The 13,381-nt window shown below is 58.5% G+C and carries 13 protein-coding genes and 1 tRNA gene; 11 read left to right on the top strand and 3 right to left on the bottom strand.

The window, feature by feature from the left end; genetic code table 11:
• From tuf to rpoC, 11 genes are all read left to right on the top strand, one after another.
• Positions 1–142: elongation factor Tu (tuf, locus tag VNL73_08390; GenBank protein HXF49425.1), on the top strand; the 142-nt coding region annotated here is incomplete at its 5' end.
• Positions 142–294: a 50S ribosomal protein L33 gene (rpmG, locus tag VNL73_08395; GenBank protein ID HXF49426.1), complete on the top strand. Its 153-nt coding sequence runs from the start codon at positions 142–144 to the stop codon at positions 292–294. The genes tuf and rpmG, both read left to right, overlap by 1 nt.
• A 45-nt stretch (positions 295–339) precedes the next feature.
• A tRNA-Trp gene (locus VNL73_08400) sits at positions 340–413 on the top strand.
• A 66-nt stretch (positions 414–479) separates the two neighbouring features.
• On the top strand, positions 480–677 hold the full coding sequence (gene secE, locus VNL73_08405) for a preprotein translocase subunit SecE (protein ID HXF49427.1): 198 nt from the start codon (positions 480–482) through the stop codon (positions 675–677).
• Positions 674–1,201 (top strand): transcription termination/antitermination protein NusG, encoded by a 528-nt coding sequence (gene nusG, locus VNL73_08410; GenBank protein ID HXF49428.1) that lies wholly within the window; start codon positions 674–676, stop codon positions 1,199–1,201. The genes secE and nusG overlap by 4 nt, the downstream gene beginning before the upstream one ends.
• A gap of 38 nt (positions 1,202–1,239) precedes the next feature.
• On the top strand, positions 1,240–1,662 hold the full coding sequence (gene rplK, locus VNL73_08415) for a 50S ribosomal protein L11 (protein HXF49429.1): 423 nt from the start codon (positions 1,240–1,242) through the stop codon (positions 1,660–1,662).
• A complete protein-coding gene (rplA, locus tag VNL73_08420; GenBank protein HXF49430.1) occupies positions 1,659–2,366 on the top strand; it encodes a 50S ribosomal protein L1 in 708 nt (235 codons plus the stop codon). The genes rplK and rplA overlap by 4 nt, the downstream gene beginning before the upstream one ends.
• 1 nt (position 2,367) lies before the next feature.
• Positions 2,368–2,910, top strand: a complete 543-nt coding sequence (gene rplJ / locus VNL73_08425) for a 50S ribosomal protein L10 (protein ID HXF49431.1) — start codon at positions 2,368–2,370, stop codon at positions 2,908–2,910.
• Positions 2,911–2,945: 35 nt separating this feature from the next.
• Positions 2,946–3,317: a 50S ribosomal protein L7/L12 gene (rplL, locus tag VNL73_08430; protein ID HXF49432.1), complete on the top strand. Its 372-nt coding sequence runs from the start codon at positions 2,946–2,948 to the stop codon at positions 3,315–3,317.
• Between the two features lie 145 nt (positions 3,318–3,462).
• Positions 3,463–7,239, top strand: a complete 3,777-nt coding sequence (gene rpoB / locus VNL73_08435; protein ID HXF49433.1) for a DNA-directed RNA polymerase subunit beta — start codon at positions 3,463–3,465, stop codon at positions 7,237–7,239.
• 9 nt (positions 7,240–7,248) lie between these two features.
• A complete protein-coding gene (gene rpoC, locus VNL73_08440; protein HXF49434.1) occupies positions 7,249–11,316 on the top strand; it encodes a DNA-directed RNA polymerase subunit beta' in 4,068 nt (1,355 codons plus the stop codon).
• A 21-nt stretch (positions 11,317–11,337) separates the two neighbouring features.
• Here the strand turns inward: rpoC and VNL73_08445 are convergent, their stop codons facing one another.
• From VNL73_08445 to VNL73_08455, 3 genes are all read right to left on the bottom strand, one after another.
• The gene (locus tag VNL73_08445) at positions 11,338–11,787 is read right to left on the bottom strand and encodes a DUF2784 family protein (protein ID HXF49435.1); all 450 of its coding nucleotides are present in this window, start codon (positions 11,785–11,787) and stop codon (positions 11,338–11,340) included.
• A gap of 11 nt (positions 11,788–11,798) precedes the next feature.
• Positions 11,799–12,992 (bottom strand): hypothetical protein, encoded by a 1,194-nt coding sequence (locus tag VNL73_08450; protein ID HXF49436.1) that lies wholly within the window; start codon positions 12,990–12,992, stop codon positions 11,799–11,801.
• Positions 12,993–13,056: 64 nt separating this feature from the next.
• Positions 13,057–13,314 carry a hypothetical protein gene (locus VNL73_08455; protein ID HXF49437.1) on the bottom strand — a complete coding sequence of 86 codons (258 nt, stop codon included), beginning with the start codon at positions 13,312–13,314 and terminating at the stop codon, positions 13,057–13,059.
• Between the last annotated feature and the right edge of the window lie 67 nt (positions 13,315–13,381).

Genomic DNA, 13,381 nt, shown 5'->3' on the forward strand with positions numbered 1-13,381 from the left:
TGAGATGGTGATGCCGGGGGACAACATCCAGATGGAGGTGGAGCTGATCCAGCCGATTGCGATGGAGAAGGAGCTGCGGTTTGCCATCCGGGAGGGGGGCCGCACGGTGGGAGCCGGCGTGGTGGCCCAGGTGATTGAATAATGCCGAGAGAGATTATTGCCCTGGCCTGCGGCGAGTGCAAGCGCAAGAACTACAGCACGATGAAAAACAGAAAGCTGCACCCGGACCGGGTGGAGTACACCAAGTACTGCCGGTGGTGCAACAAGCATACGCCGCACAAGGAGTCCAAGTAAGGGCGCCCGGCAGGCGGGAACAGACAGTCAGCCGCCGGAAAGTTTAGGCCTGTAGCTCAACTGGCTAGAGCGTCGGTCTCCAAAACCGGTGGTTGGGGGTTCGAGTCCCTCCAGGCCTGATTTAAAACGGAGATTTGAGATTGGAGATTCGGGATTAGAACAGGCCAAGGCGGAAAAGCAAAACGATGAAACAGTTGTATGAAAAATTAGTCGTCTTCTTGAAGGAAGTGCGGATGGAGCTGGGGAAGGTTTCCTGGCCGTCGCGCAACGAGCTTACGGTTTCCACGATGGCGGTGGTCTTTTTTTCGATCGTGATGGCCGGGTTCATCGGCATCATCGACTACGCTTTGGTGAAGATTTTGGAGATCTTGGCCGCCCGGTGAAGCGCTGGTACGTGGTACATACCTATTCGGGCCAGGAACAGAAGGCCAAACGGTATCTGGAGTCGGCCATCGTGACCTCCGGGCTGGGGGACCAGTTCGGGAAGGTGCTTTTGCCGACGGAAGAGGTGGCGGAGATGCGCTCCGGAAAACGGGCAACCACCACCAAGAAGTTTTTGCCAAGCTATTTGCTGGTGGAGATGGAAGTGACCAAGGAATCGGAAGCGCTGGTGCGCAACACGCCGGGAATCACCAACTTTGTCGGCCCCTCCGGCAAGCCGGCCCCCATCGGCGCGGAGGAGGTGGAGCGGATAATGGGGCAGATGGAGGGGGTGCGGGTGGCGGAGCCGGAGGAGATCGGCTACCGGACCGGCGACCCGGTGAAAGTCGTGGATGGGCCGTTCACCGATTTTACCGGAACGATCTCTGAAGTGAATTTGGAACGGAAGAAGCTGAAAGTGATGGTTTCGATTTTCGGGCGGCCCACGCCGGTTGAGCTGGACTTTTTGCAAGTTCAACCCGTCTGAGACAGAGATTAGAGATTGAATAAAGACAGGAAAAAGAGATGAAAAAGATTACGGGTTACGTAAAATTGCAGATTCCGGCGGGAGCGGCCAACCCCGCGCCGCCCGTCGGTCCCGCCCTGGGGCAGCACGGCGTGAACATCATGGAATTCTGCAAACAGTTTAACGCCCGAACGCAGGCCCAGTCCGGCTTGATTATTCCGGTTATCATCACCGTTTTTTCGGACAAGAGTTTTACCTTCATCACCAAGACGCCGCCGGCTTCCGTCCTCTTGATTAAAGCGGCGAAAGTGGAGAAGGGGTCCGGCGAACCGAACCGGGTGAAGGTGGGGAAAGTCACCCGCCAGCAGGTCAAGGAGATCGCCCAGTTGAAGATGCCGGACTTGAACGCCGCGACGGTCGAGGCCGCCATGCGGATGGTCGAGGGGACGGCGAAGAACATGGGAATCGAGGTGGTGGGATGAAACACGGTAAAAAATACAAGGCGGCGTTGGCCAAAATCGACCGGGGGAAGCGGTATCCGCTTTCCCAGGCGGTCAAATTGGTCAAGGAAAACAAAATCGCCAAGTTTGACGAGTCGGTGGAAGTTTCCGTGCGGCTCGGCGTCGATCCCAAGCAGGCGGATCAAATCGTCCGCGGGACGGTGCTTTTGCCCCACGGCACGGGAAAGAAGGTGCGCGTCCTCGTCCTCGCCAAGGGGGAAAAAATCAAGGAGGCGGAACAGGCGGGGGCGGATTTTGCCGGGGCGGATGAATACGTCGAAAAAATTTCCGGCGGCTGGATGGATTTTGACGCCATTGTCGCCACCCCCGATATGATGGGCTCCGTCGGGAAGCTGGGAAAAGTTCTGGGACCGCGCGGGCTGATGCCGAACCCGAAGGCCGGAACGGTCACCTTTGACGTGGCCAAAGCCGTCAAGGATTTGAAGGCCGGTAAAATCGAGTACCGGGTGGACAAGGCGGGGGTCATCGGCGCGGCAATCGGCAAGGTTTCCTTTGCCGAAAACCAGCTTTTGGAAAATGCGCAGAACTTTTTGTCCACCATCGTTAAGGCCAAGCCGTCCGCCTCGAAGGGAACCTATTTGAAATCCGCCACCCTCTCCACCACCATGGGGCCGGGGGTGAAGCTGGATCCGAACGAAATTCTGACTTTGGGAAAGAGCGCCTGATATGCCGAGAACAATCGTCGAACCGCGTCCGGAGAAGATTTCCGTCGTCGATGAACTGACGGAAAAATTCGAGAAGTCCCCCTCGTTCTTTTTGACCGATTTTTCCGGCCTCACGGTGGAGGGGGCCACCACGCTCCGCAAGAATTTGCGGGCGGGGAATTCGAGCTACCGGGTGGCGAAAAACACCCTGATTCACCTCGCAGCGCAAAAAGCGAAGCTCCCCAGCCTGGAGCAATATCTGGCGGGGCCGACCGGGATCGCATTTGCCCCGGAAGACCCGATTGCGGCGGCCAAGGTTTTGGCGGAGTTCATCAAAAAGAACGAGCGGCCGAAGGTGCGGGCGTTTTACCTCGACGGGCGGCTTTACACCGGCGCGGAGCTGGCCAAAATCGCCGCGTTGCCGGGGAAGATGGAGCTTTTGGCCAAGGTGGTCGGCTCCATCCAGGCCCCCCTTGCCAATTTAATCGGCACGCTGGACGGGGTGATGCGGCAGTTTGTTTTGACCCTCGACGCACTGGCCAAGAAAAAAGCGGAACAGCGGTAGAAAGTTTAAAAAACGCAAAATAAACAGGAGGAGTAATGTCCAAGGTAGAGGAGATAGTCGGGATGATCGAGGGGATGACCGTTCTGGAGCTCTCGGAGCTTTCCAAGAGCTTGCAGGACAAATTCGGCGTGACGGCGGCCGTGCCGATGGCGGCGGGGGGGGGCGGCGGGGCGGCGGCCCCGGCGGTGGAGGAGAAGACCGAGTTTGCGGTCGTTTTGACCTCGGCCGGCGACAAGAAGATCCAGGTCATCAAAGTCGTCCGGGAGCTCACCGGCCTCGGTCTGGCGGAAGCCAAGGCGCTGGTGGACGGCGCCCCCAAGACCGTCAAAGAAGGCATTTCCCGGGACGAAGCGGAGCAGATTAAAAACAAACTGGTTGAAGCCGGCGCCGCGGTTGACATTAAGTAAGCGGGGGATCCGGCGGTTTGGAACCGAGAACGGGCCGTTTTCGGCCTCTTCTCCTTTTGTCTTTTTTGGCCGGCCGGTTTTCGACGGCGCGGCGCGGAGCGGAATTGTTGGGCCCCTTTCCCATAAATAAAAGGACGGTGAAACGGTGAAAGATTTGCGCGAAAGAAAGAGCTATTCCCGCATCAAGGAGGTGGCGGAGATGCCCAACCTCCTCGAGGTGCAGCTGGAGTCGTTCCGGAAGTTTTTGCAGGCGGATATCGAACCGGAGAAGCGGGAGCGCTCCGGCCTGCAGGGGATTTTTGAAGAGGTTTTTCCGATCTCGGACGTGCACGAGAATTACGGGCTGGAGTTCGTGCGCTACAGCGTGGGGGAGCCGCGCTACACGATACGGGAGTGCCAGGAGCGGAACATGACCTACGCCGCGCCGCTCAAAGCCACCCTTCGGCTGGTCACCAAGACCGGCGAAGGAAAAGAGAAAAAAGCCAAGGACATCCTGGAGCAGGACGTTTTCCTGGGGGAGCTTCCCTTGATAACCGACCGGGGGACTTTCATCATCAACGGTGCCGAGCGGGTGATTGTTTCCCAGCTGCACCGTTCGCCGGGGGTTTTCTTCGACGAGGAGATGCACCCGAACGGAAAGGAGATTTACTCCGCCCGGATCATCCCCTTCCGGGGCTCCTGGGTCGAATTTGTGGTGGACGTCAACGACATCCTGTATGTGCACATCGACACCCGGCGGAAGCTGCCCGGAACCACCCTTTTGCGGGCCTTGGGGTACACGGACGACGAGGATATCGTATCCATTTTTTACGAAACGGAAAATTTTGAGCTTTCGCCCGGGAAGAAATCGGCCCGCCTGGTCGGCAAGGTGTCCGCCACCACCCTCGTGGACAAGGAAACCGGCGAGGCAATTGTTTCCGCCGGGGACCGGGTCACCGAGGAGCAGGCGGAGCTTTTGGCCGCTTCAAAGGCAGGCAAAATCAAAATCATCACCAGCGATTTGACCAAGGATGCCGGGGTGGTTTTCAACACGCTGAAAAAAGACCCCTCCACGAATTCCAAGGAGGCCTTGGCGAAAATTTACAATCTTTTGCGCCCCTCCGGCGAGGAGCCGACCGAAGAGGCGGCCCAGACGCTTTTGGACAAGCTGTTTTTCTCCGCCAAGCGCTACGATTTGGGGGACGTCGGCCGGTACATGATCAACACCCGGCTCGGCTTGAACATTCCGCTTTCCCAAACCACGTTGGACAGGAAGGATTTTCTGGCCATTCTGCGCTATCTTTTGGCTTTGCGGAACGGCGAGGGGGCCGTGGATGACATCGACCATTTAGGCAACCGCCGGGCGCGGACGGTCGGCGAACTTCTGTCCAATCAATTTTCCGTCGGTTTATCCCGCATGGCCCGCACGATTCGGGAGCGGATGAGCTTGAAGGACACCGAGAACATCACCCCGCACGATTTGGTCAACGCCCGGACCGTGAGCTCGGTCGTGGAGGCGTTTTTCGGCTCCTCGCAGCTTTCGCAGTTTATGGACCAGACCAATCCCTTGGCCGAACTGACGCACAAACGCCGTCTTTCGGCTTTGGGCCCGGGCGGCTTGACCCGCGAGCGGGCGGGCTTCGAAGTCCGAGATGTGCACCACACCCACTACGGGCGGATCTGCCCGATCGAGACGCCGGAAGGGCCGAACATCGGGCTTATCGCCTCCCTTTCCACCTACGTCCGGATCAACCGCCACGGTTTTTTAGAGACGCCGTACCGGAAGGTGAAAAACGGGAGGGTTACCGAGGAAATCGAGTATTTGACCGCCGATAAAGAAGATAAGTACATCATCGCCCAGGCAAACGAGCCGTTGGACAAAAGCGGCCGTTTCGTCAATAACTTGGTCAAGGCGCGCAGCAAGGGGGAGTTTCCGGTGGTTGCGCCGGAAGAGGTGCATTTCATGGACGTTTCCCCCAAGCAATTGGTCTCCGTGGCGGCGGCTTTGATTCCGTTTCTGGAGCATGACGACGCCAACCGTGCCTTGATGGGTTCCAACATGCAGCGCCAGGCGGTGCCGCTTTTAATCGCCCAGGCGCCGGTGGTCGGCACCGGCATCGAAGGAAAGGCAGCCGTGGATTCCGGCGGGCTCGTGACCGCCCGCCGCGGCGGCGTCGTACAATCCGTCACCGCCGAACGGATCGTCATCGCCCCTTCCGGCCGCAGCGCCAAGGAGGAGGATTTTTCGGAAGTGGACGAATATGAGCTCACGAAATTCCAGCGCTCCAACCAGGATACCTGCCTGCAGCAGAAGCCGATCGTCGCTTTGGGAGAACGGGTCGAGGCGGGACAGGTGATTGCGGACGGGCCGGCCACCGAGCAAGGGGAGCTTGCCTTGGGGGCCAACGTTTTGGTGGCCTTCATGCCCTGGCGGGGATACAACTTTGAGGATGCCATCGTGCTTTCCGAGCGGATGGTGACGGATGACGTTTTCACCTCCATCCATATCGAGGAGTTCGAACTGCAGGTGCGGGACACCAAGCGGGGGGCCGAGGAGCTGACCCGTGAAATCCCCAACGTCTCGGAGGAGGCGGTCGCCAATCTGGATGACCGGGGCGTGGTGCGGGTGGGGGCGGAAGTGGAGTCCGGCGACATCCTCGTCGGCAAGGTCACTCCCAAGGGGGAGACGGAGCTTTCCCCGGAGGAGCGGCTTCTACGCGCCATCTTCGGCGAAAAGGCCGGGGATGTGCGGGACGCCTCGCTCAAGGCGCCTCCGGGGATGAAAGGGGTGGTGATCGACACCCGGGTTTTCTCCCGCAAGGAGCGGACGGAGGCCTCCCGCCGGCAGGAGAAAGCGGAGATCGCCAAGCTGAAAAAGAAATTCGCCAAGAAGAAAGAGGACGTTTTGACCCTCCGCAATCAAAGGCTTTCGGAAATACTCGAAGGGGAAACGGCCAACACGGTCCGCAATTCCAAGGGGGACGTCATCATCCGGGCCGGGGTGAAGTTCCGGGAAGAGGTTTTCCGGGATTTGGACTTGTCCGACATTGCCGCCGGCGAGGGGCTTTCCGGCAACAAATCGGCCGACCGGCGGGGGATGGCGGTAATCGAAAAATCGAACCAGCTTTTAGAGCAGCTGGACCGGCAGCTGGAAAACGAAATCGACAAGATCCAGCGGGGGGCGGAGCTGCCCCCCGGCGTGGTGCAGCTGGTCAAAGTGCGCATTGCCACCAAGCGGAAGGTTTCGGTCGGCGACAAGATGGCCGGGCGGCACGGGAACAAGGGGGTCGTCGCGCGGGTCGTTCCCGTTGAAGACATGCCCTACTTGCCTGATGGCACGCCGGTGGACATCGTTTTAAACCCCCTCGGCGTTCCCTCGCGGATGAACGTCGGCCAGATTCTGGAAACGCATTTGGGTTGGGCCGCCCACAAGTTAGGCTGGCACGTCGCCAGCCCGGTTTTTGACGGGGCGCGGGAGGAGGATATCCAGGCGGCGTTGAAGCAGGCCGGGCTGCCGGAATCGGGAAAAATCACTTTGCACGACGGGCGCTCCGGGGAGCCGTTCGACAACCCGGTCACCGTCGGCTACATCTATATGATGAAACTTTCGCACCTGGTGGACGACAAGATTCACGCCCGCTCCATCGGCCCCTACTCATTGGTCACCCAGCAGCCTTTGGGGGGCAAGGCGCAGTTCGGCGGGCAGCGCTTCGGCGAGATGGAGGTCTGGGCGCTCGAGGCGTACGGGGCGGCCTTCACCCTTCAGGAGATTCTGACGGTCAAGTCGGACGACGTCTCCGGACGGTCGCGGATTTACGAATCGATCGTCAAGGGGGAAAATCCCCCAGAGCCGGGGATTCCGGAGTCGTTCAACGTGTTGGTGCAGGAACTTAAAAGTTTGGGCATGGACGTGGAGCTGGTGGAACAGCTCCGGTCGGAATAGGAGAAGAACATGGTTGATTTCAATCTGCGGGTGCCGTCCCGCAAGCCGTCCGATTTTTCGGCCATCCGGATCCAGCTCGCCAGCCCGGAGACCATCCGGAGCTGGTCGTACGGCGAGGTGACCAAGCCGGAGACCATCAACTACCGCTCCTTCAAGCCGGAGCGGGACGGGCTTTTCTGCGAGCGGATTTTCGGGCCCGTCAAGGACTGGGAATGCTCCTGCGGCAAGTACAAGCGGATCCGCTTCCGCGGCATCGTCTGCGACCGCTGCGGGGTGGAAGTCACCCATTCCAAGGTCCGCCGGGAACGGATGGGGCACATCGAGCTCGCCGTGCCGGTTTCCCACATCTGGTATTTCAAGTCGATTCCCTCCCGCATCGGGTATCTGCTCGATTTGTCCATCCGGGATTTGGAGCGGGTTTTGTACTACGAGTCGTACGTGATGATCGACCCGGGGAACTCCGGTTTCAAGAGCATGGATCTGGTGAGCGAGGAGGACCATCAAAAGCTTGTGGAGGAAGGGAAGGAGTTTACCGCCAAGATGGGGGCAACGGCGGTCAAGGAGCTTCTTTCCCAGATGGATATCGAGGAGCTTTCGCTCGATTTGCGCTCCCGCGTAAAGGTGGAGACCTCCGCCCAGCGGAAGAAGGATATGCTCAAGCGGTTGCGGGTCATCGAGTCGCTCCGGCAGTCGAAAAACCGGCCGGACTGGATGATTTTGGACGTTTTGCCGGTCATCCCCCCCGATTTGCGGCCGCTCGTTCCTCTCGAGGGGGGGCGCTTCGCCACCTCCGATTTGAATGATTTGTACCGCCGGGTGATCAACCGGAACAATCGGTTGAAAAAGCTTATCGAAATCCGCGCCCCCGAAGTGATTCTGCGCAACGAGAAGCGAATGCTGCAGGAAGCCGTCGATGCGCTCCTCGACAACGGCCGCCGCACCCATTCCGTGCGCGGCGATACCAAACGGCCGCTCAAGTCCCTTTCCGATTTGCTCAAGGGGAAACAGGGACGCTTCCGCCAGAATCTCTTGGGAAAGCGGGTGGACTATTCCGGCCGCTCGGTCATCGTGGTCGGCCCGGAATTAAAAATGCACCAGTGCGGGCTCCCCAAGAACATGGCGCTGGAACTTTTCAAACCGTTTATCATCATGAAGCTGGAGGAGAAGGGGTACGTCCAGACGGTAAAATCCGCCAAAAAACTGGTGGAGCGGGAACGCCCCGAGGTCTGGGACATCCTCGAAGAAGTTATCGCCGACCATCCCGTGATGCTGAACCGGGCGCCGACCTTGCACCGGCTGGGGATCCAGGCGTTCTATCCGGTCCTGGTCGAAGGAAAAGCAATCCGGCTGCACCCGCTCGTCTGCGCGGCCTTCAACGCCGATTTCGACGGGGACCAGATGGCCGTGCACGTGCCGCTTTCCTTCGAGGCGCAATTGGAAGCGAAAATTTTGATGCTTTCGGTAAACAATTTGTTGTCCCCCTCCTCCGGCCGGCCGATTGCCACCCCGTCGCAGGATATCGTTTTGGGCTGTTATTATTTGACCAAGGAACGCCCGGGAGACAAGGGGGAGGGGATGATTTTTTCCTCCCCGGACGAGGCCCTGGCGGCCTATCACCAGGACACCGTCGGGCTGCACGCCCGTGTCAAGGTGCGAATCGGCAAAGAGCTTGTCACCACCACGCCCGGGCGGGTGATTTTCAATTTCATCGTCCCGCCGGAGATCGGCTTTTTCAACCAAGTGGCCGGGAAATCGAATCTTGAAGAGCTGGTCTCGCAGGCCTTCCGGCAGTTGGGGCCCTACCGCACGGCCTTGTTTTTGGACCAGTTGAAACAAGCCGGTTTCGAACAGGCGACCCTGGCCGGGGTTACGGTCGGCATCGAGGATATGCTGATACCGCCGGAGAAGGGGGAGCTGGTCGGCCGGGCGCAGAAAGAAGTGGACCGCATCCAGAAGCAGTACGAGCGGGGGGTCATCACCAACGGAGAGCGGTACAACAAGGTGATCGACACCTGGACGCACACCACCACGGAAGTCGCGGAGCGGATGTTCGAGCGGTTGAAAAACATCAATTTCGGCTTCAACCCGGTTTTTATGATGGCCGATTCCGGGGCGCGCGGTTCCAAGGAGCAGATCCGCCAGCTGGCGGGGATGCGCGGGCTGATGGCCAAGCCGCAGAAGAAAATCACCGGGCAGATCGGCGAAATCATCGAATCCCCCATCGTGGCGAACTTCCGCGAAGGGCTTACCGTTCTGGAGTACTTCATCTCCACGCACGGGGCGAGAAAGGGGCTGGCGGACACGGCCTTAAAAACCGCCGACGCCGGGTACCTCACCCGCCGACTCGTTGACGTCGCCCAGGACGTCATCATCACGGAAGAGGACTGCGGCACGATTTTGGGGCTTACCACTTCGGCCTTGAAGGAGGGGGAGGAGGTCATCGAATCCCTTAAAGACCGGATTTTGGGTCGGGTCGCGCTTGAGGATGTCGTTGACCCCATTACCGACGAAACCATAGTCAGCGCCGGGGAGGAGATCAACGAGGAGGCGGCGGCACGCATTGACGAGTCCGGACTGGAGACGGTAATGATCCGCTCCGTTTTGACCTGCGAGTCCCGCCGGGGAACCTGCATCAAATGCTACGGGCGGAATCTGGCGACCGGCCGGATGGCGGATTTGGGGGATGCCGTGGGCGTCATCGCCGCGCAGTCGATCGGCGAGCCGGGCACCCAGTTAACGCTCCGCACCTTCCACATTGGCGGAACGGCGGCGCGCATCGCCGAGCAGTCCAAGGTTCTGGCTAAATCGGACGGCACGGTGAATTTCAAAAACATCCGGGCCGTTGTCCGCTCCGACGGGGAGCGGGTGGTGCTTTCCCGCGACGGGGAAATCACCATCACGGACGATGAGGGGCGGGTGCGCTCCCGCTACCACGTCCCCTACGCCGGGGTTTTGCGGGTTTCGGGCGGCGACCGGGTGAAAAAGGATGCGGCGCTTTTTGAATGGGATCCCTACACCTCCACCATCCTCTCGGAACACGGCGGCAAGGTGGAGTTTTCCGACGTCCTCGAGGACGTCACCTTCCGCGAGGAGCTGGACGAGACGACGGGCTTGCGCCAGCGGGTGATCATTGAGCAGCGGGACAAGACCTTGCGGCCGCACGTGCACATCACGGACAAAGGAAAGAAAGTTGGCAGCTATGCCATTCCGACCGGCGCCCATCTGGCGGTCAACGAAGGCCAGGAAATCGGTCCCGGGGAGTCGTTGGTAAAAATCCCGCGGGAGATTTCCAAGACGCGGGACATCACCGGCGGGCTGCCGCGGGTGGCGGAGCTTTTTGAGGCCCGCAAGCCGCGCGACCCGGCCGTGGTTTCCGAAATTGACGGGTTTGTGGAGTTCGGCAAAGTGGTCCGCGGGCAGATGCAGGTGTTTGTCCGCGGCGACGCCGGCGTGGACCGGGAATATCCCGTGCCGCACGGCAAGCACATGCTCGTCCATGCCGGGGACCGGGTCCGCGCGGGGGACCGGCTTTGCGAAGGGCCGGTGGATCCGCACGACATTCTGCGCATCAAGGGGCCGGAGGCGGTGCAGGAATATCTGGTGAACGAAATCCAGGAGGTGTACCGCATCCAAGGCGTCAAAATAAACGACAAGCATATTGAAATCATCGTGCGCCAGATGCTGCAGAAAGTCCGCGTGGAAGAACCGGGCGGCACCAACTTCCTCGAGGGGGAACAGGTGGACCGCTACCGCTTCCGGGAGGAAAACGAGCGGGCGATAGCCGAAGGGCTGGAGCCGGCGACCTTCCAGCCGCTCCTTTTGGGCATCACACGGGCCTCGCTCACCACGGAAAGCTTCATTTCCGCCGCCTCCTTCCAGGAAACCACCAAGGTTTTGACCGAGGCGGCGATTGCCGGCAAGACGGATCATCTTTTGGGCTTGAAGGAAAACGTAATCATCGGCCGCTTGATTCCGGCCGGCACCGGCTTGGAGCGCTACCGGGCCGTCAAGGTTTCCGGCGAGGAGGAAACTTCGACTCTGGTTCCTCCGGTGGAAATGATGGAGGAAAACGCTTGAGTCGTTTTTGGCTTGATTAAATCAAGGCGAAAGCTGTCCGGTCCGCGGCTTTCGCCGGCTTGAAAAGACTCGTTCAAACCATCTTTCCGCCCGTTCGGGGGGCCGCAAAAAGTAGGCCGCCACGGTGGTCAAAAAGATTGTCCAGGTGGCCAAGCGGACGAAGAGGGCCAATCCGGCCGGATTGCCCAGAAGTTTGCCTAGGTAATAGAGGATAAATCCGCCGGTTGGAAAGGTGTCTAAATCAACGCGAAGGGAAAACTCCAGAAAGGTCAAGGGGCAATACAAGCCCAGAATCGGGAGGAGCGTGGCGGAAACAGCCGCCAGGAGGTGAACGGTGCGAAACCAGAAATAATCGAAAAAACGCCGATGAAAGAAGAAGGCCGACAAAGTCCAGAAAAAGCCGAGAAGGACAAAACCAACCCAACCTGCATGCAAGAGACGGACGTAGTCGGCAAGGGCGGTGCTGTCCATAGACCCTTTCTTTATTTGGTTTCCGCCTTACGGGCAGCCGGCGGCAGCTTCAGCCGAAACTTCCCCAAAACGGCGGTCGGCTCCTTTTCCGGTTTGGAACGCCCCTTGCTCAAGGGGGGGCCGGGGTTCTCCGGCGTATCGGGACGCAGGTCAAACCAGAGGTTATCCTTGTCATCCACGCATAAGAAGCGGTGGGGCGTGTGTAGCCCCCCGGTTATCATATTCCCTTCCCGGTCGTAGATGTCGATGAAAAACCCGCCTTCGTACATATCCCCCTCCGGGTCGTAGCTTTTCATATAGGGTTTGCCCGCCTCGCCCGCTAGCATTACCAATATTACATAACCGCTTTGGGTGGCGGCGCAATCCACCACCGGCGTCCAACTTTTAAGCCAACGCAACCACTTCTTTGTGGAGGAGGGAGCTTTTCGGTCTTGGGGCGACTTAAAAACGGAGGATTTACCGAGTATCTCGCCTTTCGAGGTACCATCCATTCCATAATGAAAAACCTTATAAAACGGGTCAAAAACGCACCAAATATCCCCCAAAGAATCGACGTCAAGCCCCTCAAAATTGTAATAGTCGGCATACTCCGGTTCGAGAAGCAAAAAATCTTTCAGCAGCCGACCGGTCGAATCAAAAGTATGAAGGCAGTGGGGTTGAGGATGGCCGGGCCCGGCGCCAACAATTTCGCCGTTAGGGCCAACATCCACTTGGTAGATACTTTTCCATGTTCCTTTTTTTGTTATAACCTCTCTGGCCTCCTGTAAACCGCCCGCATTCGCCAGTTCTTTGTCTAGTTTGCTCAAGTTGCTCAGTTCGATGGCTTTGTGCAAGACACCAGATCGGTCGAAAAAAAGGAGGTGGCGGGACGAGGTGGCAATGAGATCTCCTTTATGATTTTCCACGGCATCAAGCAAGTTTACCAAATAGCGGTTTGACCATTGCTCGACCATCTTTCTAAGGTTCTTGATGCTTACGTGCTTTTGCAATGAACCGGCGGCGGAATAAATCCTTAAACCGGCGTAGTGGCGCACGCCAACTTTCTTAAACCCGGCGCAGACGCTCACAATCCGGCCCGAAGGCCCCACTTGAGCCGTTTTAATGAATGCGAATTTCACGATGGAATCCGTCAGCGCCACTTTTCCCGACAGGGAAAAATTGGCGTTAAAATCAACGGCCAAGGCGCAGGACGGAATTATCGTCAATAATGCGAGGAGGCCGAACAAACCCCGGCTTTGAGCCGGGGTTTGTTTTTTGGGAAATAAGAGATTAAAACTTCTCATCATTATCCCCCCAACTTGCGATAAAACAAGTCACAGCGTCGCTGGGACAACCCTCGCTTTGTTTACCGCCACCTAACGCTGCGTGGAATTTCCAGATCTGAAGTGTGCAGAGCCGGGCTTCCGCTTCCTTGATGGCCTTTTGGCCTTGCACCAGCCCCATCACATTAATCCCGCCCAGCACCAAAAAAGCCGCCACCAAAAGGCCGACAGCAACCTTTCCAAATGTCCATTTCCGTAAAAACATAATTCCTCCTTTTTCGTTTTGCAACCGGTTAAAAGTTCAAATTTTTTTGCTTCCATCTGACCGTTTA

It is taken from the genome of Verrucomicrobiia bacterium, assembly GCA_035574275.1.
In the GTDB taxonomy this organism is placed as follows: domain Bacteria; phylum Zixibacteria; class MSB-5A5; order DSPP01; family DSPP01; genus DSPP01.